This window comes from Pseudomonas gessardii, assembly GCF_001983165.1.
Lineage (GTDB): Bacteria > Pseudomonadota > Gammaproteobacteria > Pseudomonadales > Pseudomonadaceae > Aquipseudomonas > Aquipseudomonas gessardii.
On sequence record NZ_MNPU01000051.1, the window covers coordinates 17,156 to 42,463 of the forward strand.

Genomic DNA, 25,308 nt, shown 5'->3' on the forward strand with positions numbered 1-25,308 from the left:
TCCTCAGGCTTGGGCGTTGGCTTTGATCAGACGGTCGTAGGCATCCTGATCCAACAGCTTAGCTACCGCCTCGGCATCCGCCGGTTCAAAGCGGAAGAACCAGCCTTCGCCCATCGGATCCTCGTTGACCAGCTCCGGGCTGTCGCTGAGCTGGTCGTTGACTTCCAGCACTTTGCCGGTCAGGGGCATGTACACGCCGCTGGCGGCCTTGACCGACTCCACGGTGGAGGCTTCTGCGCCCTGGTCGTAGGCTTGCAACTCTGGCAGTTGCACAAACACCACATCACCCAGCGCATTCTGTGCGAACGCGGTAATACCCACGGTGACGCTGCCGTCGGCTTCGACACGCAGCCATTCGTGATCTTCAGTAAAACGCAATTCGCTCATGGAAACTCCTCAGGGCCAGAATCGTCTGGTGGACGGGATTGGAATGGGGAAGTCCATAGCAAAAATGCGGCCAATATAAATTTATTATTACAAATCAATAGGTTGTGAAGAATAGGCGGTAGTGCAATGCAAGGGGCTGTAGCGAAATCGCTACGGATCGGTGGTGCAAAAAAAGCCTATTTGGATCAAAGCCTTGCGTAGCGAAGGGGGATCAGGTGTGTATTGAAAACGTTCCGCTGTAGCGTTTTCGATACGGGCAAAGGTGGATTTATGTAGCGCACGCTGTGGCAGGTGACGGCTTATTTTGCCGTGATCGAATGTTAAGGACACGTGGCATGAGCAATCCAATCGGGGCACTTCAGGGCCGTTCACAGGTCGATGCATCCCGCGACTACCTGAGGCGCCTGTTTGCCCAGCGGCCGACGTTGACGCAGGTGGCCGAGTCCATGATCCAGGAGTGGATCACTGCGTGGTTCCCGGCTTCCGGTTTGCGGGCCGACATCACCTGGATCGGCGTGCACCCGCCCGCCCGGGCGGATGACCGCGGCTATACCCAACTCACGACCTTGAGTGACGCCCTGATCAAGCGCTGCATGAGCCGCGACGTGCTCAATTACGTGGCCGGCCATCATTGCGTGTTGGTCAACTCGCTCACCCTGGGCCTCGTACCGTTCACCGGTGCGGTTGCGGTCCATGATATTGCGTTCATGCTCAACACCCTGGCGCCCGAGCTGCTCGATGGCTTTACCGCAAGGCTGGTGGCTTATTGGAACGCGCCTGTTCCCGACGACACGACGTTGAGTCGCTGGGGCGCCGTTGGCAGGCAACTGCGCGAGTGCCTGCTCACCGCCCGGCAGAACCCGGCGCTGACGCCGCTAGAAGGCAAAAAGCTGCTGGGCCTGGGGGACGGGCCACAGGAACTCTGGGCCTACCAGGTGGATCGCCAAGTGCTGGGTGGGGAGCATGTGCTGCGGATTTACCAGGTCTATGCCGGCCACGAGGGGCAGCCGGGCGAATGGCTGCCGCTGCTGGTCCTGCAGCGCCAGGTGGCGCAGCAACAGGTCAACCTGGTCTATGTTCCTGCGATGAGCGTGCTCAAGCTCACCGCGTTGGATGAGTTGGGCAACCTGCTGCCACGCTACATGAGCAATTACATCCCTGGCCTGCTCGTCAAATGGCTGCTCAGGGAGCCCCAGGGCGATGTCTTCGATGCCCAGGCCCAGGCCTTGCTGGAGCGCCAGTTAAGGGCACTCAGGCAAATCGACTGGTCGGCACTGCCCGAGGTCGACAGCTACAAGCGCCTGCTGCGCAAACTCACTGCGCCCCAGGTCTGGTTCGAGGCCGACTATGTCCAGCAACCCCACGAAGAACAGCTGCCGGTATGGTTGCAGGCCGCCAGCGATGCCGACCGGCAAACCTACGGCCAATGGCTTGAGCGCCTGGCGCACTTGCACAAACGCACGGGCGGTGCGTCGTTCCTCGACGGCCTGGAGCCGATTGACGTGTATGCCCGCAAGGCGCTGCAACGTCAGATGCGCCTGGATTACCCGCAAGCCGTCCCGATCGACCCGGATGATTGCCTGCTGACATTTGAACGCACCCAAGGCGCCACGGTGGGCTGGACGGAGCGTACCACCAAGACCCTGACCCTCTGGGCGCTGGAAAACCCCTTCGCCACGCCCTACGCCAATGTGCAGATCAGCCATCAGGCCGCGCCGGGGCACTTGCCGGCCAGGTGGCTTCAGCCGGGATACCTCAAGCGGCTTATCGACACGGTCGATGTGGGCCGGCATTACCCGGCGCTGCTCAAGCAGGCGTTGCTGTCGGACCCCGCCGAGTCGGCGCGCCGACGGCAATTGTTTGTCGAGCAAATGGCACTCCAGCTGCCTTTGCGTGCCCTGGAGAACAGCCTGCGCCAGCGCCATGGGTGGACCCCGTCAGGCGTCGCGGTGGTGCAAGCGGTGCTGCAGCGCGACCCCCTCAAGCGTACCGTCGGCAACCATGTGATCGTGGCCCGGCCCCTGGCGTTTCTCGCCCATGCCGGTGGGGTTGTGCATAAGGCCGATAACCTGTTTGTCATCGGCCCGAGGGACCACAGTGAGCTGCCCTCTATCCTGTACCGGCCCGATCAGGACGAGGCGGCGCTCCAACAGTTTTCCAGCCGCCAGGCGCTGCTTGACGAGATCGCCCGGATGGGCAGCGAGCTACAGGCGCTGGTGCTTGAGCGCCTGAGTGAAAGCAGTCGGGCCTTGTTTGGCAATGGCGGGTTTCTAAACCCCCATGTCCAGCGTTTTCTACAGGGGGATGAATACAGCGAGCAGGCGGTTTCCAGCCCGGCATTGCTCAGTGACGAGCCCGTGCCGGGGGTATTTCTGGAGGCCGTATTCGATGAAAACGCCAGGGGGCTGTGGCAGGCCGCCGAACAGTGCTCCACCTCCGTCGAGGCACTGCGCTGGACGCTGTTCAAAAATAATCTCTGGCAGATTTTCAACGCCTTGCTGCCCATGCTGCGGGGGCCGGTGGCCGTGGCCGGGTGGTTGTCCCAGGTGTATGGCGGTTTTCGCGCGGTGCTGGCGCTGCCGGCCGGAGCCAGCCAGGAAGCGTCGGCCAATGCCCTGGCCGAGTTGCTCGGCAGTCTGGCGGGCCTGTTGTTGAGCCCGGTCGTCAGCCTTGATCAGCGCTTGCGCCTGAGCGAGACCCAACCACGCCTTACCGGCTCGCTGGCAACCCCTGTGCTCAGGCATGTGCAGCAGACGCCGTCGACGTTTGCCTGGCAGCGCTCACTGGCGGATGTGACGGGCATGGACTTTTCCTGGGCCAACTCACGGTTACGCCTCGACCCCGCGCAGCGGGCACAGCTTGAGAGCTTGCGCTGGTCGCCGGGGCCTGGCGAGCAATGGCCGGCAACCCCGGCGATCAGTTCGCCAGACAGCCCCGTACGCGGCCGGGTCATGGTGCGGCACGCCAGTGGGGCCGTCAGCCAGGAAGATTACCTGTTGATTGACAGCCACTTGTACGGGGTCAAGCAGGTTGAGGGGCGTTGGCGGGTAGTGGACCTGAGAAACCCCCAGCACATGGGCCCCTGGCTCGGGAAGGACGCACAGGGGGTCTGGAAAGTCGACCTGGGCCTGCAATTGCGCGGTGGGCACCCCAAGCTGTCGGCGGCCAGCCGCCGCGCAAATATCCAGCGCCAGAACCAGATGTTTGAACGTCATTATCAGGAGGCAACGCAGCGGCTGATGGTGGCTGAGCGTGAGGTGGCGGCCAGTGAAGAGCGTTTTGAAGAGGCCCATGGGGCAGACCCGGAAAAGCTCTTTGACCCCTCCCTGCAAGGCCTGCGGGACCGTTATTTAACTGCGCTGGAGCAACAAAACCGGGCGCAGTTCGACAAGCTCGATGCGTTGATTGCAAAGCATGCCAACAAACCCGTGGAGCGGTTCGAGCAGGAGAAGATCCAGCAATTGGAGGATCTTGTCGAAAACCTGCGGGTGCAAATGGCGATGCTGATTACCAAACGCTCGACCGAGGTGTTTCCCAGTGAGCGTCGCAACCAGTTGCATGAGCAGTTGGGGCATGAAGACGTGGCCGTTGTCCAGGCGGCCCACAACACGCTGGTCCAGTCCATGCAGACGATCATTGGCTACAACGAAAAACTGATCGAATTGAGCATCCTGGAGCGAAACAACTATGCCAGGCTGGCCCAAGTGCCAGGGTATGAGTCACGGGCGCAAGCACTGCTCCCTTCTACGCTTGGCACGCCGCTGGACTGGAAATCCCTGCAGGTGAAGGCATTGGGTGGGGTGATCGTACGCAGGCCGCCGTTGCCTGAGGAGTATGACGATTTCATCCGTATCGGGTCGCTGATCGACGAAGCCATTCAGTCGCTCCAGTCACAAAAAGACTTGCAGGACCCAGGCCCGCTGACAGTGCAACAGCGCATCGACGGGTATAGCGCCATCCTGCTCGACTACGACACTACCCAAGCGTCCCTGCGCGAGTATGGCGACATGGCTTCTGACTTGCTTTATGAGGGCAGCGTCGAACGCTTGAGTCGGATGCTCAACGCCTTGGAGCATGAGGCGCAAGGCTCCCTGGCGGCGTTGCTGCGCGAGCGTGAGCGCACGGTTGTGCGTACACCCGGACCCTCGCTGGCCTCTGGCAAACGCTTGATCCGTGACCGCAAGAACCGCTATCTGGTGGGCCAGGTCCGGGCGCGTACGCCGGAATTGAACGAGGACATCGTCGATGTCATCAACCCGGTCGATCAGAGCGTGGTGGCGAGCTTTCGGCAGGCGCCTGGCAGTGATGAGTTCGAGGCGATCACCGAGGCCAGTCCGCCGCCCGTGCGCCCGGTGCGCCCCCTGGAAAAGCTCAAGGAGGATGGGCGCAAGCTGCTGGATCGACAGTCAACGGTCCTTGGGCAAGCCCGCAACGAAGCACGCCTCTCCCACCTACCCGCCAGTGTCGAGGCCCGAGTGTTGCGCCACGCCGGGAAAATCGACGCGGTGGCTGACAAGATCCGCAAGGCTCTGGGGCAAGATAAAGCGTCCGACGCCACGCTGCCCCTGCTCAAGGAACTGGCGCAGGCCTCCAGCCGCCTGGTGGAGCATGGCCGTCTGATCCGCATCGAGATGGTCAAGCGCCTGGCGCCTGATGAAGAAGGGATTGCCTATCTCAAGAGCCAGCAAGAGGTTGAGATCCTCCCCATAGAGGGGCGCATTGCGCTCAAGCGGGAGAATGACTTCCTCCAGGAGTATGTGGTCAAGGACACGCAGGGCAAGGTCTTGGCCTACGCCCATTTCCATTACCGCACGCCAGGGGCTCCCAACGCCGAATACAGCGCCGGCCATTTGAAAAGACCGGAACAACGCTTCATGAGCTTTCGCAGCCTGGCCGACAAGACCGACAGCGATGTGATCGCGATCTACTACTCACGGATCAGCGCCGGCATGGCCCAGCAGCTGTTTTTCAGCGCGACAGGGGCGGTGATGCAGCGTGGGCGCCGGGTTTTCTGGTGATCAGGGTTTGCCGGGGATGCCGTACTTGCGCAACCGATGGGCGATAGCAGTGTGAGACGTCTGCAAGCGGTTGGCCAACTGACGTGTCGAGGGGTAGGTGGTGTAGAGCTTTTCCAGCAGGCTGCGTTCAAAGTCCTCCACCGCCTGCTCCAGGCTGGCCACTTCGCCGTCGCTCTGGCGCGCGACCGAGGTGCCGGCGATATCCAGGTCGCCAATGTCCACCAGGTTGCTTTCGCAAATGGCGGCGGCGCGGAAAATCACGTTCTGCAACTGGCGCACATTGCCCGGCCAGCGGTTGCCCAGCAGCGCCGGGTAGGTGCCCGGTGCCAGGCGGCAGACCGGGCGCTGGATCTGCGCGCAGGCCTGCTGCATGAAGTAGCGGGCCAGCAGCAGGATGTCCTGGCCGCGCTCGCGCAGGGGCGGCACTTCCACATTCAGCACATTGAGGCGGTAGAACAGGTCTTCGCGGAAGGTGCCTTCGCTGACCATTTTCTCCAGGTCGCGGTGGGTGGCGCTGAGGATGCGCACATTGACCTTGACCTCGCGGTCGCCGCCGACCCGGCGAAAGCTGCCGTCATTGAGGAAACGCAACAGCTTGGCCTGCAAGTACGGCGACATCTCGCCAATCTCGTCGAGAAACACCGTGCCCTGGTTGGCCAGCTCCATCAGCCCCGGCTTGCCGCCGCGCTGGGCACCGGTGAAGGCACCGGGGGCGTAGCCGAACAGCTCGCTCTCGGCGAGGTTTTCCGGGAGGGCTGCGCAGTTCAGCGCCAGGAACGGTGAGCTGTGGCGCGCGCTGATGGCATGGCAGGCGCGGGCCACCAACTCTTTGCCGGTGCCGGTCTCGCCCTGGATCAACAGCGGGGCATCGAGGGCCGCCACCCGTTGCGCACGGGTCTTGAGGGTGCGGATCGCCGGGGACTCGCCCAAAAGTGCGTCGAAACCTTCGGCATGGTCATGGTGCAGGGCCGACAGCCGTTCGCCGATGCGGTTGGGTTGGTACAAAGTCAGCAGCGCACCGGCATCGGTAATCGGCGTGGCGTCCAGCAGCAAGGTCTGGCCGTTGACACTGATCTCGCGCAGGGGCAGGCGAAAGCCATGTTCGAGCAAGGCCACCAGCAGCGCCGGGTCGTCAAACAGCTCGGCGATGCTTTCGCCCGCCGGTTCGCGACCATACAGGGCAATCAGCGCCGGGTTGGCCAGCAGCACCTTGCCGGCACTGTCCAGGGCCAGGACCGGGTCGGTCATGGCCGCCAGCAGGGCGTCGAGTTGCAAGTGGCGGCGCTGGCCGGGAAGGATATCCACCACCGTCACCGCCTGTACGCCCTGCACGCTGAACAGCGCGTCGCGCAACTCTTCCAGCACTTGCACGCTCAGGGTTGGCGCGTCGATATACACGTTGGGCGGGATCATCTCCACCGCATCCAGGTTGAGATTGCGCCCACCGAGCAGGGCCAGGACTTCCTGGGTGATGCCGACGCGGTCGATGAAGCTGACGTGGATACGCATGGGGTGGCGGTTGATTCTGCAATGCGGAGGGTGGCCAGTATGCCTGAGCGGGGGTGGAGATCAAAAATGTGGGAGCTGGCTTGCCTGCGATAGCATCATCGAGGGGTGACTGACACACCGAGGTGCCTGCATCGCAGGCAAGCCAGCTCCCACACAAGCCAGCTCCCACATTTGAGCTGTTTTGGTTATTCCAGGTGTTCAGGCTTGATCGGGTCGCCCGGCTTTACATCCAGCTGGTGGCGCACATCCTCGAACATCAGGTCGTACTGTTTATGCATGCTCCCGTTGAGCACCGCGGTTTTCGGCATGCCGTATTTCTGCGCGATGTTCATGGCATGGCGGGCAAAGTCGAAGGCCTGGTCCTTGGGCAGGAAGAATTCTTCCTTGAGCTCTTTGCCCTGCACCGAACCGTGCATCTTGAAGAGCATTCCCTTGCCTTCCTTTGGGTCCTGGCTGATTTCATAGTCGATGCACAGGTCGTAGCTGTGATCCTGGGCATTCAACGCGTGGCGTTCAACATGCAAGTGACCGGGTTCAAAAATGGCCATAGGCGTTTCTCCTTAACAAGGCATTGGAGAAGGGCGGCTGCAAACAGCCGCCCGGGGTGTATTTATAAGTAGGTGATGCCAGGTTTTGCCGTGCTGATACGGGTGCCGGCGGTGCCCTGGACAATGGCTTCGATGTCCGAGAGTGAACCGATCACTGCGGTTTTGCCAGTGTTGCGGGCGAACTCGCAGGCGGCCTGGACCTTGGGCCCCATGGAGCCGGCGGCGAAGCCGAGTTTTTCCATGTCGTCGGGGTGCGCCTGGCCGATGGCCTTTTGCGTTGGCTTGCCGAAGTCGATAAAGGCTGCGTTGACGTCGGTGGCGATCACCAGCAGGTCGGCCTCCAGTTGCTGGGCCAGCAGCGAGGAACACAGGTCTTTGTCGATCACGGCCTCGATGCCCTTGAGCTTGCCGTTCTCGTCGTACATGGTCGGGATGCCACCGCCGCCGGCGCAGATCACGATGCTGCTCTTTTCCAGCAGCCACTTGATCGGGCGGATCTCAAAGATGCGCTTGGGCCGAGGGCTGGCCACCACCCGGCGATATTTGTCGCCATCGGGGGCAATCGCCCAGCCTTTTTCGGCGGCCAGTTTTTCCGCTTCGGCCTTGGAATAGACCGGGCCGATCGGCTTGGTCGGGTTCTGGAAGGCCGGGTCCTTGGCGTCCACTTCGACCTGGGTCAGCAGGGTGGCGAACGGCACCTCGAAGTCCAGCAGGTTGCCCAGTTCCTGTTCGATGATATAGCCGATCATGCCTTCGGTTTCCGCGCCCAGCACGTCCAGCGGGTACGGCGAAACCTGGGTGTAGGCGGCGGCCTGCAATGACAGCAGGCCGACTTGCGGCCCATTGCCGTGGGCGATCACCAGCTCATTGCCGGGATGGATCTTGGCAATCTGTTCGGTGGCGACTCGGATATTGGCGCGTTGGTTGTCCGCAGTCATGGGTTCACCACGGCGGAGCAGGGCGTTACCGCCCAGTGCAACGACGATACGCATAATACAATCCTTCTAGAATTCTGCTTGTGAACACCGGACCAAATGTGGGAACGGGCTTTATGTGGGAGCTGGCTTGCCTGCGATGGCATCACCTCACTATGTCTGGCAGACCGAGGTGACTGCATCGCGGGTAAGCCCGACTCCCACATTGACCGTGTTACATCAGTGGGAGCGGTGTTGGGTTACAGGTCAGCCAGCGTCGAAACCAGGATCGCCTTGATGGTGTGCATGCGGTTTTCCGCTTGCTCGAAGGCGATGCAGGCCGGGGACTCGAACACGTCGTCGGTCACTTCGATGCCATTGGCCAGGTGCGGATACTGCTCGGCAATCTGTTTGCCGATCTTGGTATCGCTGTTATGGAACGCCGGCAGGCAGTGCATGAACTTGGTGCGTGGGTTGCCGGTGGCTTTCATCAGCTGGCTGTTGACCTGGTAGGGCAGCAGTTGCTCGATACGCTCGGCCCAGGCTTCCACTGGCTCGCCCATGGAGACCCAGACGTCGGTGTGGATAAAGTCCACGCCCTTGACTGCCGCTTTCGGGTCTTCGGTGAGGGTGATGCGGGCGCCGCTTTCTTCGGCGTATTTTTTGCAGCGGCCCACCAGGTCATCGTGGGGCCACAGGGCCTTGGGCGCGCAGATGCGCACGTCCATGCCCAGCTTGGCGCCGACCAGCAGCAGCGAGTTGCCCATGTTGTTGCGGGCGTCGCCCAGGTAGGCGTAGCTGATGTCGTGGATCGGCTTGTCTGCGTGTTCACGCATGGTCAGCACGTCGGCGATCATCTGGGTCGGGTGGTACTCGTCGGTCAGGCCGTTGAACACCGGGACCCCGGCGAATTTCGCCAGTTCTTCGACGATTTCCTGCTTGAAGCCACGGTATTCAATGGCGTCGTACATGCGCCCGAGTACGCGGGCGGTGTCTTTCATGCTTTCTTTGTGGCCGATCTGCGATGAGTTCGGGTCGATATAGGTAACGTTGGCGCCCTGGTCATAGGCCGCGACTTCAAAGGCACATCGGGTGCGGGTCGAGGTTTTCTCGAAGATCAGCGCGATGTTGTTGCCCTTGAGGTGCTGCTGCTCGGTGCCGGTGTACTTGGCGCGCTTGAGGTCGCGGGACAGGTCCAGCAGGTAGCGCAGTTCGCGCGGGGTGTGGTGTTCCAGGCTCAGCAGGTTACGGTTGTGGATGTTGAACGCCATGATGATTCTCCTTGGATTCGGTAATCGGCCCGTGCGGCATCGGGTGGATGCCGCCGGGGAGATGGTCGTTTAGTAGTCGATAGGGTCGCGGATGATCGGGCAGGTCATGCAGTGGCCGCCGCCACGGCCCCGGCCCAGTTCGCCGGCGCTGATGGTGATGACTTCCACACCGGCCTTGCGCAGCAGGGTGTTGGTGTAGGTGTTGCGGTCGTAACCGATCACCACGCCAGGCTCTACCGCGACCACGTTGTTGCCGTCGTCCCACTGTTCGCGTTCGGCGGCGAAGCTGTTGCCGCCGGTTTCCACCACGCGCAGGGCCTTGAGGCCAAGGGCGGCGGCCACGGTGTCGAGGAAGTTGGTTTTCTCCCGTTGGATATCGATACCGTGGGGCTTGCTCTCGTCAGGGCGCAGGGTGAATGGGACGATCTGGTTGACCACTTCGGGGAAGATGGTCACCAGGTCGCGGTCGCAGAAGCTGAACACGGTGTCCAGGTGCATCGCCGCACGGGACTTCGGCAGGCCGGCCACGATCACCTTTTCCACCGCCTTGTTCTTGAACAGGTTGCGCGCCAGTTGGCCGATGGCCTGGTGAGACGAGCGCTCGCCCATCCCGATCAACACCACGCCGTTGCCAATCGGCATCACGTCGCCGCCTTCCAGGGTGGCGGCACCGTGTTGCAGGTCAGGGTCGCCGTACCAGATCTGGAAGTCGGCGTTGGTGAACTCGGGGTGGAACTTGTAGATGGCGGTGGTCAGCAGGGTTTCTTGACGTCGCGCCGGCCAGTACATCGGGTTGAGCGTCACGCCACCGTAGATCCAGCAGGTGGTGTCGCGGGTGAACTGGGTGTTGGGCAGCGGCGGCAGGATAAAGCTTGAGTGGCCGAGGAAGTCGCGGAACATCTCGATGGTCTTGCCACCGAAGCTGCTCGGCAGGTCATCGGCCGACACGCCGCCGATCAGGAACTCGGCGACCTTGCGCGGCTCCAGGCTGCGCAGCCAGGAGCCGACTTCATCGGCCAGGCCCAGGCCAACCGTATCAGCGGTGATCTTGCGCTCCAGGATCCAGTCCAGGGCTTCAGGGATGGCGACAATGTCGGTCAGCAGGTTGTGCATTTCCAGCACATCGATATCGCGCTCGCGCATCTTGGTGACGAAGTCGAAATGGTCCCGCTTGGCCTGGGCAACCCAGAGCACGTCATCGAACAACAGCTCGTCGCAATTATTGGGGGTCAGCCGCTGATGGGCCAGACCTGGGGAACACACCATGACTTTGCGCAGTTTGCCGGCTTCGGAATGTACGCCGTACTTAACTTTTTCCGTGGTCATTACAGATCCTCCAGTGAACATAAACAATAAGGGTGTTACAGGGTCAGGAAGCCGTCGTAGAGCCCATAGGCCGCCACCAGGGCGCCAATGACCACTGCGGCGAAAATCAGCTTCTCGACGTTGGTGAAAATCGGTTTGCCCAGTTCACGCTTGGCCTTGGCGAACAGGATCGCGCCAGGGGCGTAGAGCAGGGCGGAGAGCAGCAGGTACTTGGTGCCGCCGGCATACAGCAGCCAGACCGCGTAGATCAGGGCGATGGCGCCGATAAACAGGTCTTTCTTGCGTTCGGCCAGGGCCGCCTCGTAGGTCTCGCCGCGTACCGCCAGCAGCAGCGCGTAGGCCGCCGACCATAGGTAGGGCACGAGGATCATCGAGGTGGCGAGGTAGATCAGCGACAGGTAGGTACTGGCGGAAAACAGCGTGATCACCAGGAAGATCTGCACCATGGCATTGGTCAGCCACAGGGCGTTGACCGGCACATGGTTGGCGTTTTCCTTACGCAGGAACTCCGGCATGGTGTGGTCTTTGGCGGCGGCGAACATGATCTCTGCACACAGCAGCACCCACGACAGCAGCGCGCCCAGCAGGGAGATGATCAGGCCGACGCTGATCAGCACCGCGCCCCAGTGGCCGACCACATGCTCCAGTACGGCCGCCATCGACGGGTTCTGCAGCTTGGCCAGTTCCGGTTGGGTCATGATCCCCAGGGACAGCACGTTCACCAGCATCAGGAACAACAGCACGGTGATAAAGCCGATGACGGTAGCCTTGCCCACGTCCGAGCGTTTTTCGGCACGGGACGAGAAGATGCTCGCGCCTTCGATGCCGATAAACACCCAGACGGTGACCAGCATCATGTTGCGCACCTGGTTCATCACACTGCCCAAGTCGGGGTTTTTCACGCCCCAGATATCAGCGGTGAAGATGTCCAGTTTGAAGGCGAACAGCGCAATCAGCACAAACAGCACCAGCGGCACGACCTTGGCGACGGTGGTCACCAGGTTGATGAACGCCGCTTCCTTGATCCCGCGCAGCACCAAAAAATGCACGGCCCACAACAGCACCGAGGCACCAATCACCGCCGCCGGGGTATTGCCTTCGCCGAAGATGGGGAAGAAGTAACCGAGGGTGCTGAACAGCAGCACGAAGTAGCCGACGTTGCCCAGCCAGGCACTGATCCAGTAGCCCCAGGCGGACGAGAAGCCCATGTAGTCGCCAAAACCGGCCTTGGCGTAGGCATAGACACCGCCGTCCAGGTCAGGTTTGCGATTGGCCAGGGTCTGGAACACAAACGCCAGGGTCAACATACCGACGGCCGTGATGACCCAACCAATCAGTACCGCACCGACATCGGCGCTGGCGGCCATGTTTTGCGGCAACGAGAAGATCCCGCCGCCAATCATTGAGCCCACAACAAGAGCAACAAGGGCGCCTAATCGAAGTTTTCCGGGAGATTCAGACATTGCGTGACTCCAATGCAGGAGAAGAGAGATCACAGAATAAAACTGTGCGCTATTCAAACAACTGACTCAGATCACTTCATTGGCACATTCCATTGTGAATTAAAGACTTATGAATAAATGCCACAGGCGTATAATCGCCCGGATAAGCATGTCCCAGAGCTTTGGCCCGTTTGGGTTCAGCCTATAGACGCAAGGCGTGGATGTTTGAAGCTAGCCCGTTTTCGCGGATGTGCAAACTTTTTCAAAAGGCTTTGCCGAATACCTCTCATGGATAAACACAAGTGGTATTTAAATTCTAAATTTGCCTAAACTCGCCTAACAGAAATGTCATTAAGTTATGAGACGAGCAGTTTTATTCGCTATAGCTAATAAACGTTGCCTGTTTTCGATAAATTAGCCGTGTGTGCAGTTGTTAGCTTGACGACTGTTTGATCAACAGGAGTTCCTATGTCGCAACCGGCACAAAAGCTGCGCCTCAGCGCCCTCGTGGCATTGGTAGTGGGCTCGATGATTGGCGGCGGGATCTTCTCGTTGCCGCAGAACATGGCGGCGCGGGCCGAGGTGGGGGCGATCCTGATCGGTTGGGGCATCACCGCCATAGGCATGTTGACCCTGGCGTTTGTGTTCCAGACCCTGGCCAACCGCAAGCCCAACCTGGATTCGGGGGTGTATGCCTACGCCAAGGCCGGGTTTGGCGACTACATGGGTTTCTCGTCGGCCTGGGGCTACTGGATCAGTGCCTGGATGGGCAACGTCGGCTATTTCGTATTGCTGTTCAGCACCCTGGGTTATTTTTTTCCGGTATTCGGCCAAGGCAATACACCGGGGGCGATCGGCTGCGCGTCGCTGCTGCTGTGGGCCGTGCATTTTCTGGTGATGCGCGGGATCAAGGAAGCGGCGTTTATCAACCAGGTCACCACCGTGGCCAAGATCGTGCCGCTGCTGATGTTTATCGTGATCGCCGCCGTGGCGTTCAAGGCGGACATTTTCACCCGGGATATCTGGGGCCTGGGTAACCCGCAATTCGGTGGGGTGATGGACCAGGTGCGCAACATGATGCTGGTCACCGTGTTTGTGTTTATCGGCATCGAAGGCGCCAGCGTGTACTCGGCCCGCGCCGAAAAACGCTCAGACGTGGGCCGTGCCACAGTGATCGGGTTTGTCGGGGTGTTGGCCCTGCTGGTGCTGGTCAACGTGCTGTCTCTGGGGATCATGAGCCAGCCTGACTTGGCCAACTTGCAGAACCCGTCCCTGGCGGGCGTGCTGGAACATATTGTCGGCCCCTGGGGCGCGATGTTGATCAGCATCGGCCTGGCGGTGTCGCTGCTGGGCGCGTTGCTGTCATGGGCCTTGCTGTGCGCCGAGATTCTCTACGCCACCGCCCATGACAAGACCATGCCGGCCTTCCTGAAAAAGGAAAACGCCAACCGTGTGCCGGTCAATGCGCTGTGGCTGACCAATGTGATGATCCAGCTGTTCCTGGTGATCACCCTGTTTTCGGCCAGCACCTACACCACGCTGATCTACCTGGCGTCGTCGATGATCCTGGTGCCGTATTTATGGTCGGCGGCCTATGCCGTGCTGCTGTGCGGGAGGGGGGAAACCTACGAGGGGGCCCATGGCCAGCGGCTCAAGGACCTGCTGGTGGGGGTGATTGCCCTTGGCTATGCGGTGTGGCTGTTGTATGCCGGAGGCTTGAAATACCTGCTGCTGTCGGCGCTGCTGTATGCCCCGGGGGTGATCCTGTTTGCCCAGGCCAAGCGCGAACAGGGCCAGCCGCTGTTTACCTTGTTGGAAAAGGGCATTTTCAGCTGCGTGATCGCTGGCGCCAGCCTGGCGGCGTATGGGTTGTACAGTGGTGTGCTGACCTTGTGAAATTGTTGTGCCTGGGCGGGCCTTATCGCGGGCAAGCCCGCTCCCACATAAGTTGTACACGGTCAACTGTGGGAGCGGGCTTGTCGGGTCGCCGCATCGGCGCGATGACCCTTTCAAGGTCACCACTGTGCTCGATGCGCCCCCAATTCCCCCGCCGGCAAATCCCACTGCAACGGGGTCCCGGTAACAGTGACCGGCGCCAGCAGCCGATGCGCCGGCCCCCAGGCCGTCTGCTCCACCAGCAGCCCCTGATCACCGGGCTCTTCCTCACGCAAGGCGGGCTGCTTCACGCCTTGTCCCGCCTCGACCAACAGCTTCGCCGTACGCGCCAGTGACAGGCGTGCCGAACCGCCGTGCCCGCTGCTTAAGCGCTCGGCCAAGGCCTGTATCGCACTGGCCGCCATCAGGTAGCCGGTGGCGTGGTCCAGGGCCTGCACCGGCAGCGGCACGGGTTTATCTGCCTGCTTGCACTGCATGCCGGCGTGGGCGATGCCGCTGCTCATCTGCACCAGGCTGTCGAAGCCCCGGCGATTGCGCCACGGGCCGCTCCAGCCGTAGGCGTTGAGGCTGACGTCGATCAGGCCGGGGGCCAGTTGCTGGCGTGCAGTGGCGTTGTAACCCAGTTGCTCCAAGGCATCTGCCCGATAACCGTGAAACAGAATGTCGGCATCCTTGAGTAAATTTTCGAATAATTGCCGGCCGTTGGCGGTTTTAAGGTCAAGGCGTGCGCAGCGCTTGCCCAGGGTCATTTCCGGTACGACCCCAGGTTCGTTCCAGGCGGGGGCATCGATGCGCAAGACGTCGGCGCCAAGCCCCGCGAGAAAACGACTGGCCACGGGGCCGGCCAGGACGCGGGTCAGGTCCAGGACCTTGACCCCCGCCAGCGGGCGCGCCACGTTGCCGAGCCAGCGGGTGTTGCCGGCTGTGTCGAAGCGCTCGCGCGCAACCAACGGTTCCTGATTGACCGCCAACCCTTGCGGATGGGCCTGCCACTCCTGCCAGGTGCGCATCTGCGCGGCGCAGCCAGCCTCATCGATAATCGCCTGCTCCAGTTCGGCAGCGCTCCACGGGGCGACCTTGAGCGTCATCGCCGCCCGGTCCGCGACCGGCCCCAGCACCCGTTCGGCGGCAGCGCGATGGTGGGGGGCATTGGTGTGCAGGCGGATCCAGCCGTCGGCGCAGGCATAGTCGCCGGCAATCGGGTCCCACAACGGCGGCACGCTCCAGCCCTGTGGGCGCAGGGAGCTGGAGAACCAGAATGAGGCCAGGCGCCGGTCAACGCTGACCAGGGGCAGGCGCCCGGTCTGTTGTGCCAGCAGGCGGGCCAGGGCCTGAGCTGCAGCCCCCAGGCTGGCGCAGGCCAGCTCAGTGACGGCGAAGGTTGACGGCAGGGCGCCGGCTTCAGTGCACGCCAGCGGCGTGGGCGGCAGATCGAGTGCACGCTGGATCGAGGTGAGCAGATCAGTCATCAAAGGCCCTCCATAAGAGAAGGGCCATCATAGAAGATCTTCAGGGGTGTGCTGCAATCCCCGGCTGCAAGGGCAAGTCCAGGGTGGCGATAAATCCGCCTTCGGGATGATTGGCCAGGGTCAGGCTGCCGCCGTGCCGTTCGGCGGCCCGGCGGGCGATGGCCAGGCCCAGGCCGTGACCCTGTGCGGTTTGCCCGGGGGCGCGGTAAAACGGCTCGCCCAATGACTGCAGGTGCTCGGCGTCGACGCCCGGGCCATGGTCGCGCACGCTGATGACGATGCGCTCGCCGTCGCGCTGGGCGTGCATTTCAATGGGCTGGGCGGGTGGGTTGAAGCGCAGCGCATTGCGCAGCAGGTTGTCCACCGCCCGTTCGACCATATGTGGCCAGCCCTTGAGCTTGAGCACAGGGTCGGTGTGCAACTGCACGTGCTGGTCCGGGGCGCTGAGTTGGGCGTCTTTTTGCAGGGTCTTGAGCAGGGGGTTGAGGTCGATGTCTTCGGCGCTGGCGTTGTCGGCGTCGACCCGCGCCAGTACCAGGATCTCGCTGATCAGGGCTTCGAGGCGATCACATTCGAGGGTCAGGCGCGGCCAGAGTTTTTCTCGTGCCTGGGGCGTGGCCCGTTCCGCCAGGGCCAGGGCGATCCGCAGGCGCGCCAGGGGCGAGCGCAGTTCGTGGGACACATCCCTGAGCAGTTGCCGCTGGCTGCCGATCAGGCTTTGCAGGCGTGCGCCCATGCGATTGAAGTCGGTGGCCAGCACGCCGAACTCATCACGCCGGTTGGCCAGGCGCGCCAGGCTGTTTTGCTGGTATGTGGCCTGGCCCAGGTCGTGGACCGCACCGCGCAGACGGCTGAGGGGACGGGTGATGGACAGGGTCACCAGCAGGCTGAACAGGGTCAGCACCACCAGGGCAATCGCCAGGGCGCTCAGCGGCCAGAGCAGGCTGCTGCGATGCCAGGCGTCCAACTCCGGCAGGGCGATGCGGTAGATCAGCAGGTAGGTATCGCCGGTTTTTTCGCTGGTGTACTCGGCCGTCAGGCGGCGCCACGGCAGCCGGCCCTCATGGCTCTCATGCTGGCGGGCTTCAAAGGCGGCGGCGCGGCGCGGGAAGGTGCCACGTACCATCGGGTCGCCACTCTCATTGAGCACCTGCACATCGACGTGGTACTGGCGTTTGCGCTGTTGCAACAAATCCTGGGCGGCGTCCTCGCCCTGGGTTTCATAGCGCTGGGTCCATTCTTCGGCCAGGTTCTTGAGGCCGGGATGGCGGCTGAGAATCCAGGCGTCCTGGTTGAGCATATGCCCAAGCAGGATCGACAGCCCGGCAACCAGGGCGATGGCCAGCCAGAAACTGGCAAGGATGCGCCAGAAGAGTGAACGCACAGGAAACCCTCAAACAGGAAAAGCCCAGCGGCACGGGCCGCTGGGCTGGGAGGTCGCTAGCGCATTATTGCGCTTTTTGCGGTTGTTGCGCTTTCCAGGCCTGGAACTGCTGCCACTCGGCCTGGCGCTCGGCGCGTTTCTTCGCCATGTCGTCGAACTTCTTCTGCTGCTCGGGCTTGAGCAGGGCGCGGATATCGGCTTGGGTTTTCTGCTTGGCGGCGGCCATTTCGTCGTTCATGGCTTTTTGCTCAGCGGCCGGGAGTTTATCCAGGTACTTCTTGACCAGTTGCTGGCGGCCTTCCCGTTGTTCGCCCATCAGCTTGCCGATCTGCTGGCGCTGTTCGCGGGTCAGGTCCAGTTGGCTGAAGGGGCCGCCTTTGCCGCGCATGCCGTGTTCACCGCCGTGGCCCGGGCCATCCATCATGTGGCCTTGCGGACCGCCCATCGGGCCTTGGCCTTCTGGCATGGCCATGGCGACGGTAGGCAGGGCTGCGGCGAACATCAGAGCGATAAGGGTCTTGCGCATGGTGTTTCTCCTTGTCTCGGTTCCGGTGAGTCCGGATGTGAGTAGATTACAAAGATCAAGGTCAGCCGCCGTCAGCGCAGAGTAAAGTTTCGGTAAGGGAGAGGGGCAGCGGCAAGCCGGCTTTTCACTTGCCGCTCATCACGTGTCGCTGCCTTAAAGACAGTAATAGTAGCCGCGGCTGCGCAGGGCCACGATCCGCGGGCGGCCATCGGCATGGGGGCCGATTTTCTTGCGCAGGTTGCTGACGTGCATGTCCAGGCTGCGGTCATACAGGGTCAGCTTGCGGCCCAGGGCGATCTGCGCCAGCTCCTGCTTGTCCAGGGGCTCGCCCGGCTGGCGCAGCAAGGCTTCCAGCAGGCGGCTTTCGGACAGGGTGAGGGTCAGTTCCTGATGGTCGATGATCACGACGCCACGCACCGGGCTGAAGCACAGGTCGCCCAGTTCCAGCTGGGTCGACACGGCCGTCGGGTGGCTGCGGCGCAACACCGCCCGCAGGCGGGCAGTCAGTTCGCGGGGGTCGCAGGGCTTGGCCAGGTAGTCATCGGCGCCCAGTTCCAGGCCAAGGATCCGGTCCAGGGGCTCGCCCCGGGCCGAGAGCATCAGTACCGGCAGTTCCGGGTGGTCGGCGCGCAATTGCTTGAGCAACTCCAGGCCGCTGCCATCGGGCAGCATCACGTCCAGCACCACGGCCGCCGGAGCGGCTTCGGCCAGGACCTTGCGCGCGCTCACGCCGTCATGGCAAGCGCGCACCTGGAAACCTTCCTGGTTCAACCAACTGGTCAGCAGCTCACAGAGCTCCTGGTCATCATCTATCAGTAACAGCTCGCTCATGACTCACTCAATTTAGCCATTGTCGACGGCGTCGATGCCCACCACTGGCGAAGATACCGCACAGCAGGGAAACCAACGCAACTCCCGCGCCAATCACGAACCATTGCTGCTGGTCGGTCAGCCAGCGTGGCAGGGCGCCACCTTGCGCGTCCTTGAGTTGCTGGGCCAGGCGCTGATTGTCCTGGCGCAGCCGGCTCAGTTGCGCACTCTCGCGGGCGGCATCGGCAGTTTGCAATTGTTTGCCCAGTTCTTCGCGCAGGCGTTCGCTTTCTTTCAAGCGTTGCTGCAACTCGGTGATCTGGCTGCCGGCACTCAAGGACAGGGGCGTTGAACTGCCGGTGTTCGAGGTTTCTTCAGCCTGGGCCGTAGCCCCGATCATTAACACTGCCAACAGACACAACTGACGTAAGCGCATCGGAACTCCTGATTCCACACGAATATTCAGAACGTTGTCGGCAGGTTACCGAGAATAATGAGCGATTAGGAGTACGCCGAACCCAATAGGTTCAGCGCCACCCGGATCAAGGCAGGACTTGCTTGAAGGGTTTGATCACGACATCGGCATACACCCCGGCCGCCACATACGGGTCGGCCTTGGCCCAGGCCTGGGCGTCGGCCAGGGAGGCAAACTCGGCCACGATCAGGCTGCCGGTGAAGCCGGCCTCTCCCGGATCATTGCTGTCGACCGCCGGGTGCGGGCCGGCGAGCACGATGCGGCCTTCGGCCTGCAGCCCCTTGAGGCGCTCCACGTGGGCCGGACGCGCGGCCAGGCGCTTTTCCAGGGAGTTGGCGACGTCGGTGGCAATGATGGCGTAGAGCATGTCAGTCCTCGGTTTTTGGCGTGGTGGGGTCGGTGTCATGCAGGTGGCGCGACAGGTAGATGCCCTGGGCAACCAGGAACACCACGGTCAGGCCCAGGCTGCCGAACACCTTGAAGTCGACCCAGTAGTTCTGGAAGGTAAAGGCCACGAACAGGTTGGCCGCGCCGCAGAACAGGAAAAACCCGATCCAGGCGATGTTCAGGCGGGTCCAGATCGGCTCCGGCAGGCTCAAGGCGTGGCCCATGATGCGCTTGATCAACAGGCGGTCACCGATGAAGTGGCTGCCGAGAAAGGCCAGGGCGAACAGCCAGTTGACCACCGGGGCTTTCCATTTAAGGAAGGTTTCGCTGTGGAAGGCCAGGGTCAGGCCGCCAAAGACCAGGCAGGCGACCAGGGTCAGCCATTGGCTTTTTTCCAGCTTGCGCTGGGAGATGAAGATCGCCCCGTAGACCACCAGGGAGCTGATGATCAGCACCGCCGTGGCACTGTAGATGCCGCCGAACGACAGCTCATGGCCAGCAATCTCGAGGACCCGTGGGTCGGTTTTGAACACGATGAAGAACAGCAACAGCGGGATGAAGTCGATGAATTGTTTCACAGTAAGAGCCAGAAGCTGGATGTGGCGGCATAATAACAAACATCCTTGGTAGCGTAAGCGCCAGCTGACTTGAGGTTACACACTCCCGTGAATGTTGATTTGCACTGCCACAGCACGGCCTCCGACGGCGCCCTGGCGCCCGCGGTACTGGTTGCGCGTGCGTTTGAAAAAGGCGTGCGAGTCCTGTCGTTGACCGACCACGACACCCTTGAAGGCCTGGACGAGGCGCGGCTTGCCGCCACGGCGCTGGGCATGCACCTGGTCAATGGCGTCGAATTGTCCTGCACCTGGGGCGGCGCAACCATTCATGTACTGGGCTACGGTTTTGATGTCACTGCCCCGCCGTTGGTGGCGGCCATTGCCAGTTTGCACGATGGCCGCTGGCTGCGGTCCGAAGAAATAAGCCGCAAACTGGCGCTCAAGGGCATGCCCGGTGCCCTGGAGGGCGCCCGTGCCATCCAGCAGGCGCTGGGCGACAGCGGCAATGCGCCGGCCCGTCCGCATTTTGCCGACTGGATGGTGCGCGAAGGGTTCGTCAAGGATCGCGCCGAAGCCTTTCGCAAATGGCTGGGCGCCGGCAAGCTGGGGGACGTCAAGCTGCACTGGCCGACCCTGGAAGACACCGTGGCGACCCTGCGCGCCTCCGGGGCCTGGGTCAGCCTGGCGCATCCCTGGCATTACGACTTTACCCGCAGCAAGCGTCGCAAGCTGATCGGCGACTATATTCAAGCGGGTGGCCACGCCATCGAAGTGGTCAATGGGCATCAACCCGCCGAACAGGTTGGCAGCCTGGCGATTCTTGCCCGTGAATTTGGTCTGCTGGTCAGTGCCGGCAGTGACTTCCATGGCCCAGGCGGCTGGTCGGAGATCGGCGAATACCGCCCGGTCCCGGAAGACCTGCCGCTTTTGTGGGGGCGATTCAAGCATGACCCCATTACCGCCACCGTCTGAACAGGTAGAAAACGTGAGTCAATTTTTCCAGATTCATCCGGAAAACCCGCAAGCGCGGCTGATCAAGCAGGCGGTGGAGATCATTCGCGGTGGCGGGGTGGTGATCTACCCCACGGATTCTTCCTATGCCATCGGTTGCCAGATCGGCGACAAGAACGCCGTGGAGCGCGTAAGACGCCTGCGCGAACTGGACAAGAACCACAACTTCGCGCTGATCTGCAGCGACTTGTCGCAACTGGGGCTGTTCGCCAAGGTCGATACCGGCACCTTCCGCCTGCTCAAGGCCCATACGCCGGGGCCCTACACCTTTATTCTGAATGCCACCCGCGAGGTGCCGCGCCTGCTGCTGCACCCCAAGAAGCGCACGATCGGCCTGCGGGTGCCGGAGCACCCCATCGCCCTGGCACTGCTGGCCGAGCTGGGTGAGCCGCTGATGAGCGTATCGCTGATCATGCCCGGCGACACTGAGCCGCTGGAAGATCCCTATGAAATGCGCCAACTCCTGGAAAAGCACGTAGACCTGATCATCGACGGCGGTTACGGCGGCAACAAGGCGTCCACCGTGATCAACCTGGCCGACGGCGAGCCTGAAGTGATCCGCGTGGGCTGTGGCGACCCGGCGCCGTTCATGGTCGAGGCCTGAATGTCGGCCGTGGAAACCGTCGACAGCCAGGCCGGCGCGCAGCAGGAGCTGCCGTTTGCCATGGTCTATGGCCAGGCGGTCATGGAAATGCCCCTGGACCTGTATATCCCGCCGGATGCCCTGGAAGTGTTCCTTGAGGCCTTTGAAGGCCCGCTGGACTTGCTGCTGTACCTGATCCGCAAGCAGAACATCAATATCCTCGACATCCCGGTGGCGGAAATCACCCGCCAGTACATGGGCTATGTCGAGTTGATGCAGTCGGTGCGCCTGGAGCTGGCCGCCGAATACCTGGTGATGGCCGCGATGCTGGCAGAGATCAAGTCACGGATGCTGCTGCCACGCTCGGAGACGATCGAGGCGGAAGAGGATGACCCCCGCGCCGAACTGATCCGCCGCCTGCAGGAGTACGAGCGTTTCAAGGCCGCCGCCGAAGGTATCGACGGCCTGAGCCGCGTGGGGCGCGACGTGGTGGTGCCCAGGCTGGATGCGCCAGAGGCCCGGGCGCGAAAATTGTTGCCAGATGTAAGTCTGGAAGAATTGCTGATGTCCATGGCCGAGGTGCTGCGCCGTGGCGATATGTTTGAAAGCCACCAGGTCAGCCGCGAAGCCTTGTCCACCCGCGAACGCATGAGCGATGTGCTGGAGCGCCTCAAGGGTGGTGGGTTTGTGCCGTTTGTCGAGCTGTTTACCGCCGAGGAGGGGCGGCTGGGCGTGGTGGTGACCTTTATGGCGGTCCTCGAACTGGTCAAGGAATCCTTGGTCGAGCTGGTGCAGAATGAGCCTTTTGCGGCTATCCACGTGCGGGCGCGAGCCGAATAACGAGCTGAATCGATGAATCTGACTGAACCCCGCGAACTGGCGCCCTTGTTGGAAGCCTTCCTCTTGGCCTCGGGCAAGCCGCAATCGCTGGAACGCCTGTTTGAACTGTTTGAAGAGGCCGAACGCCCGGAACCGCCGGTCTTCAAGAAGGCCCTGGAAATCCTGCGCAAATCCTGTGACGGCCGGGCCTTTGAACTGCGGGAAGTGGCCTCGGGCTACCGCCTGCAAATCCGCGAGAAATTTTCGCCGTGGGTCGGGCGCTTGTGGGAAGAGCGCCCGCAACGCTATTCCCGGGCGATGCTGGAGACCATGGCGCTGATTGCCTATCGCCAGCCCATCACCCGTGGCGAAATCGAGGATGTGCGCGGCGTGGCGGTCAACAGTCATATCGTCAAGACGCTGTTGGAGCGCGAGTGGATCCGCATCGTCGGCTACCGCGACGTGCCCGGCAAACCGGCGATGTTTGCCACCACCAAGGTGTTTCTCGATCACTTCAACCTGAAAAACCTCGACGACTTGCCGCCACTGGCCGAACTGCGCGAGATCGAGGCCGAACCGGTGCTCGACTTCGACGATGCCCCGGTGCCCGCCGGCTTGCAGGAACTGGCCGATGCCAGCGCTGAACCGGAAGAGCCGAAGGACGAGACCAGTTTCCATACCTTGCTGCTGGAGCTGGACGATATGGAGCAGGGGATCAAGACCGACTTTGATGATTTGCTGCGTGATGGGGCGGTGGCGCCTGAGTCTGAGCCTGAGCTTGAGGTAAACGTGGAAGCGGCCCCCGAGGAGGATATCCTCGGCGTGGCCGCGGCCCGCGAAAAACTGCTGGCCGCCGTCGCCGCCCTGGAACAACCCGAGTTGAGCGAAGAAGAAGCCGAAGCCCGGGCACTGGCCGAAGCCATCGAAAACGAACGCCGCGAATTCAAAGACTGACCCGGCCTGCCCATATGGGAGCTGGTTTGCCTGCGATACAGGCAACTCGGTACATCAGGGAGACCGTGTTGATGCCATCGCAGGCAAGCCAGCTCCCACATTGATGTGTTGTGTAGCCAAACTCGTGCTGCAAACGAGATCCCCTGTGGGAGCGGGCTTGCCCGCGATGGCGGTGTATCAGCCAGCCTATCCGGTGCTGACCCAGCGCCATCGCAGGCAAGCCCCACAGAAAAGCCCTGTGCAATGAGGTAGTAATGAGTTCCACCAAAGACCCCTGCATCAGCCTCTGCAAGTTCAGCGACGATATCTGCCTAGGCTGCGGGCGCAGCAAGCGCGAGATCCGGGCCTGGAAGAAGCTCGACAAGGTCGACAAGCGCGCAGTGCTGGCCGAAGCCGAGCTACGGTTGATCGCCCTGGGGGCCACCGGTCGGCGGAAAAGCAAATGAGCCGGCACATATCGACTAGTCTCTGATGCGCAATGCGCGCCATGCGCGTATGATTCGCGACCCTTTGGCGATGCGTTCGCCCAAGCTCCAGATTTGCATACTCTTCAGGCCACGCCTGAAGCGACACACCGGGAGGTGCTTAAGATGAAAGACCAAGACCAGAACGACAGCCAGGAAATCGGCCCAGCCGGCGAGAAACTGCAAAAAGTCCTCGCCCGTATCGGCGTCGGCTCGCGCCGCGACGTAGAAGCCTGGATCACCCAGAAGCGCATCAAGGTCAATGGCGTCGAAGCCACCCTTGGCCAGCGCGTCGACCTGCATGACGCGATCACCATTGATGGCAAGGTCATCAAGCGTGAAGAGGCCGCCGAGTCGGTGCGCCGCGTGATCATGTACAACAAGCCCGACGGCGAGATCTGCACCCGTGACGACCCGGAAGGCCGTCCAACCGTGTTCGACAAGATGCCCAAGCCTAAAGAAGGCCGTTGGATCAATATCGGCCGCCTGGACATCAACACCACTGGCTTGCTGATGTTCACCACCGACGGTGAACTGGCCAACCGCCTGATGCACCCGTCCTACGAGATGGACCGCGAATACGCCGTGCGTGTACGGGGCGAAGTCGATGACGAGATGATCGAACGCCTCAAGGCCGGCGTGGTGCTGGAAGACGGCCCGGCCAAGTTCACCGACATCAAGCAGGCGCCCGGTGGCGAAGGGTTCAACCACTGGTACCACTGTGTGGTGATGGAAGGGCGTAACCGTGAAGTGCGTCGCCTGTGGGAATCCCAGGGCCTGGTGGTCAGCCGCCTGAAGCGCGTGCGTTTCGGCCCGGTGTTCCTCAACTCCGACCTGCCGATGGGCCGCTGGCGCGAAATGAGCCAGTACGAAGTCGACATCCTCAGTGCTGAAGTAGGCTTGACCCCTGTGGCCATGCCGCAGATGAACGCCAAGAGCAAGGACAAGCTGGAGCGCATGCAGCGTAAATCGTCGCGCCCGGTGGCACGCACCGAACGCGTTGCCCGCACCTTGCGCCCGGCGCTGGATGCACCGGCCACGGGCGGTCGCATTTCCCGCCAGCCGCAGATCGAGGGCGATCGTCGTCCGTCGGCGCCGGCCCGTCAGGATGGCGAACGTGCACCGCGCACCCCGCGTCCGGCCGGTCGTGGCGAGGCACCCACCGGTGGTCGCAGCAACCGTGGCGAGACGGGCCGTGGGGCTCCGCAGACCGATCGTCCAGCCGAAGGTGCCAAGCGCCCAGCCAAGCCCGCGCCGAAAAAGCGCCCAGGGCTGAAACTGGTCGCGGACGAGCCATCGGGCAAGCGCCGTGGCGCACCGGCGGGTTCCGGCCAGCGTCCGGGGTTTGGGCGTAAGAAGCCTTAAGGGCAGCGGCAAGCTTTAAGCTGCAAGCTTCAAGCGGTAAGAAAAAGCGCCAACCTGTGGGTTGGCGCTTTTTTTTGGTGCGCCAGGCATGGCGCGTTGCGCGCAAGCGCAACCAGCTTGGCTGTGGTGGCCACGCTGGTGACTGGGAGGTGAAAGTCCTCTACACACCCGGCAAGGGGAAGTGTTAGCCAGA

22 protein-coding genes are annotated in these 25,308 nt (G+C 62.2%); 8 read left to right on the forward strand and 14 right to left on the reverse strand.

From position 1 onward, the window contains the following. Nucleotides 1–3: 3 nt before the first annotated feature. A complete protein-coding gene (gcvH, locus tag BLL38_RS24890; protein WP_076964713.1) occupies nt 4–387 on the reverse strand; it encodes a glycine cleavage system protein GcvH in 384 nt (127 codons plus the stop codon). Between the two features lie 335 nt (nt 388–722). Here gcvH and BLL38_RS24895 point away from each other — a divergent pair, with 335 nt between their 5' ends. Continuing rightward, nucleotides 723–5,405 (forward strand): DUF6543 domain-containing protein, encoded by a 4,683-nt coding sequence (locus tag BLL38_RS24895; RefSeq protein WP_076964714.1) that lies wholly within the window; start codon nt 723–725, stop codon nt 5,403–5,405. On the opposite strand, the gene BLL38_RS24900 is transcribed toward BLL38_RS24895, so the two are convergent. The 6 genes from BLL38_RS24900 to arcD (BLL38_RS24925) form a co-directional block, all read right to left on the reverse strand. Then, a complete protein-coding gene (locus BLL38_RS24900) occupies nt 5,406–6,914 on the reverse strand; it encodes a sigma-54-dependent transcriptional regulator (protein ID WP_076964715.1) in 1,509 nt (502 codons plus the stop codon). 185 nt (nt 6,915–7,099) lie between these two features. Further along, on the reverse strand, nt 7,100–7,462 hold the full coding sequence (locus BLL38_RS24905; protein WP_076964716.1) for a DUF5064 family protein: 363 nt from the start codon (nt 7,460–7,462) through the stop codon (nt 7,100–7,102). Nucleotides 7,463–7,524: 62 nt separating this feature from the next. Continuing rightward, on the reverse strand, nt 7,525–8,454 hold the full coding sequence (gene arcC, locus BLL38_RS24910) for a carbamate kinase (protein ID WP_029296314.1): 930 nt from the start codon (nt 8,452–8,454) through the stop codon (nt 7,525–7,527). A gap of 182 nt (nt 8,455–8,636) precedes the next feature. Next, nucleotides 8,637–9,647, reverse strand: a complete 1,011-nt coding sequence (locus BLL38_RS24915; RefSeq protein ID WP_032862522.1) for an ornithine carbamoyltransferase — start codon at nt 9,645–9,647, stop codon at nt 8,637–8,639. 69 nt (nt 9,648–9,716) lie between these two features. Beyond that, entirely contained in the window at nt 9,717–10,973 is a 1,257-nt protein-coding gene (gene arcA / locus BLL38_RS24920; RefSeq protein ID WP_076964717.1) for an arginine deiminase, read from the reverse strand. A gap of 35 nt (nt 10,974–11,008) precedes the next feature. Further along, complete coding sequence (arcD, locus tag BLL38_RS24925) at nt 11,009–12,436, reverse strand: arginine-ornithine antiporter (protein ID WP_029296320.1); 1,428 nt, start codon at nt 12,434–12,436, stop codon at nt 11,009–11,011. 447 nt (nt 12,437–12,883) lie between these two features. On the opposite strand from arcD (BLL38_RS24925), the gene arcD (BLL38_RS24930) reads away from it, so the two are divergent. Next, the gene (gene arcD / locus BLL38_RS24930) at nt 12,884–14,311 is read left to right on the forward strand and encodes an arginine-ornithine antiporter (protein WP_076964718.1); all 1,428 of its coding nucleotides are present in this window, start codon (nt 12,884–12,886) and stop codon (nt 14,309–14,311) included. A gap of 119 nt (nt 14,312–14,430) precedes the next feature. On the opposite strand, the gene BLL38_RS24935 is transcribed toward arcD (BLL38_RS24930), so the two are convergent. From BLL38_RS24935 to BLL38_RS24965, 7 genes are all read right to left on the reverse strand, one after another. Next, nucleotides 14,431–15,780 carry a CoA transferase gene (locus tag BLL38_RS24935; protein ID WP_076964719.1) on the reverse strand — a complete coding sequence of 450 codons (1,350 nt, stop codon included), beginning with the start codon at nt 15,778–15,780 and terminating at the stop codon, nt 14,431–14,433. Nucleotides 15,781–15,820: 40 nt separating this feature from the next. After that, entirely contained in the window at nt 15,821–17,164 is a 1,344-nt protein-coding gene (locus BLL38_RS24940; protein WP_076964720.1) for a sensor histidine kinase, read from the reverse strand. Between the two features lie 64 nt (nt 17,165–17,228). Next, nucleotides 17,229–17,690, reverse strand: a complete 462-nt coding sequence (locus BLL38_RS24945; protein ID WP_076964721.1) for a Spy/CpxP family protein refolding chaperone — start codon at nt 17,688–17,690, stop codon at nt 17,229–17,231. Between the two features lie 153 nt (nt 17,691–17,843). Continuing rightward, a complete protein-coding gene (locus BLL38_RS24950) occupies nt 17,844–18,521 on the reverse strand; it encodes a response regulator transcription factor (RefSeq protein WP_076964722.1) in 678 nt (225 codons plus the stop codon). Nucleotides 18,522–18,528: 7 nt separating this feature from the next. Beyond that, on the reverse strand, nt 18,529–18,936 hold the full coding sequence (locus tag BLL38_RS24955) for an SH3 domain-containing protein (protein ID WP_076964723.1): 408 nt from the start codon (nt 18,934–18,936) through the stop codon (nt 18,529–18,531). A 106-nt stretch (nt 18,937–19,042) separates the two neighbouring features. Further along, nucleotides 19,043–19,342 carry a YciI family protein gene (locus tag BLL38_RS24960; RefSeq protein WP_076964724.1) on the reverse strand — a complete coding sequence of 100 codons (300 nt, stop codon included), beginning with the start codon at nt 19,340–19,342 and terminating at the stop codon, nt 19,043–19,045. A gap of 1 nt (nt 19,343) precedes the next feature. After that, nucleotides 19,344–19,940, reverse strand: a complete 597-nt coding sequence (locus BLL38_RS24965; protein WP_076964725.1) for a septation protein A — start codon at nt 19,938–19,940, stop codon at nt 19,344–19,346. Between the two features lie 87 nt (nt 19,941–20,027). On the opposite strand from BLL38_RS24965, the gene BLL38_RS24970 reads away from it, so the two are divergent. The 6 genes from BLL38_RS24970 (at nt 20,028) to rluB (ending at nt 25,115) form a co-directional block, all read left to right on the forward strand. Continuing rightward, complete coding sequence (locus BLL38_RS24970) at nt 20,028–20,891, forward strand: PHP domain-containing protein (protein ID WP_076964726.1); 864 nt, start codon at nt 20,028–20,030, stop codon at nt 20,889–20,891. Nucleotides 20,892–20,904: 13 nt separating this feature from the next. Further along, nucleotides 20,905–21,534: an L-threonylcarbamoyladenylate synthase gene (locus BLL38_RS24975; RefSeq protein WP_090412970.1), complete on the forward strand. Its 630-nt coding sequence runs from the start codon at nt 20,905–20,907 to the stop codon at nt 21,532–21,534. Beyond that, the gene (locus BLL38_RS24980) at nt 21,535–22,353 is read left to right on the forward strand and encodes a segregation and condensation protein A (protein ID WP_076964728.1); all 819 of its coding nucleotides are present in this window, start codon (nt 21,535–21,537) and stop codon (nt 22,351–22,353) included. A gap of 12 nt (nt 22,354–22,365) precedes the next feature. Next, nucleotides 22,366–23,286: an SMC-Scp complex subunit ScpB gene (scpB, locus tag BLL38_RS24985; protein WP_076964729.1), complete on the forward strand. Its 921-nt coding sequence runs from the start codon at nt 22,366–22,368 to the stop codon at nt 23,284–23,286. Nucleotides 23,287–23,540: 254 nt separating this feature from the next. Next, a complete protein-coding gene (locus BLL38_RS24990) occupies nt 23,541–23,732 on the forward strand; it encodes a DUF1289 domain-containing protein (protein ID WP_076964730.1) in 192 nt (63 codons plus the stop codon). Nucleotides 23,733–23,876: 144 nt separating this feature from the next. Further along, a complete protein-coding gene (gene rluB, locus BLL38_RS24995; RefSeq protein ID WP_076964731.1) occupies nt 23,877–25,115 on the forward strand; it encodes a 23S rRNA pseudouridine(2605) synthase RluB in 1,239 nt (412 codons plus the stop codon). Nucleotides 25,116–25,308 lie beyond the last annotated feature (193 nt).

Excerpts from the sequence above, each read along its gene's own strand:
- gcvH (WP_076964713.1), bottom strand. The coding sequence starts at position 387 with ATGAGCGAATTGCGTTTTACTGAAGATCACGAATGGCTGCGTGTCGAA.
- BLL38_RS24895 (WP_076964714.1), top strand. The coding sequence starts at position 723 with ATGAGCAATCCAATCGGGGCACTTCAGGGCCGTTCACAGGTCGATGCA.
- BLL38_RS24900 (WP_076964715.1), bottom strand. The coding sequence starts at position 6,914 with ATGCGTATCCACGTCAGCTTCATCGACCGCGTCGGCATCACCCAGGAA.
- BLL38_RS24905 (WP_076964716.1), bottom strand. The coding sequence starts at position 7,462 with ATGGCCATTTTTGAACCCGGTCACTTGCATGTTGAACGCCACGCGTTG.
- arcC (WP_029296314.1), bottom strand. The coding sequence starts at position 8,454 with ATGCGTATCGTCGTTGCACTGGGCGGTAACGCCCTGCTCCGCCGTGGT.
- BLL38_RS24915 (WP_032862522.1), bottom strand. The coding sequence starts at position 9,647 with ATGGCGTTCAACATCCACAACCGTAACCTGCTGAGCCTGGAACACCAC.
- arcA (WP_076964717.1), bottom strand. The coding sequence starts at position 10,973 with ATGACCACGGAAAAAGTTAAGTACGGCGTACATTCCGAAGCCGGCAAA.
- arcD (WP_029296320.1), bottom strand. The coding sequence starts at position 12,436 with ATGTCTGAATCTCCCGGAAAACTTCGATTAGGCGCCCTTGTTGCTCTT.
- arcD (WP_076964718.1), top strand. The coding sequence starts at position 12,884 with ATGTCGCAACCGGCACAAAAGCTGCGCCTCAGCGCCCTCGTGGCATTG.
- BLL38_RS24935 (WP_076964719.1), bottom strand. The coding sequence starts at position 15,780 with ATGACTGATCTGCTCACCTCGATCCAGCGTGCACTCGATCTGCCGCCC.
- BLL38_RS24945 (WP_076964721.1), bottom strand. The coding sequence starts at position 17,690 with ATGCGCAAGACCCTTATCGCTCTGATGTTCGCCGCAGCCCTGCCTACC.
- BLL38_RS24950 (WP_076964722.1), bottom strand. The coding sequence starts at position 18,521 with ATGAGCGAGCTGTTACTGATAGATGATGACCAGGAGCTCTGTGAGCTG.
- BLL38_RS24955 (WP_076964723.1), bottom strand. The coding sequence starts at position 18,936 with ATGCGCTTACGTCAGTTGTGTCTGTTGGCAGTGTTAATGATCGGGGCT.
- BLL38_RS24960 (WP_076964724.1), bottom strand. The coding sequence starts at position 19,342 with ATGCTCTACGCCATCATTGCCACCGACGTCGCCAACTCCCTGGAAAAG.
- BLL38_RS24980 (WP_076964728.1), top strand. The coding sequence starts at position 21,535 with ATGTCGGCCGTGGAAACCGTCGACAGCCAGGCCGGCGCGCAGCAGGAG.
- scpB (WP_076964729.1), top strand. The coding sequence starts at position 22,366 with ATGAATCTGACTGAACCCCGCGAACTGGCGCCCTTGTTGGAAGCCTTC.
- BLL38_RS24990 (WP_076964730.1), top strand. The coding sequence starts at position 23,541 with ATGAGTTCCACCAAAGACCCCTGCATCAGCCTCTGCAAGTTCAGCGAC.
- rluB (WP_076964731.1), top strand. The coding sequence starts at position 23,877 with ATGAAAGACCAAGACCAGAACGACAGCCAGGAAATCGGCCCAGCCGGC.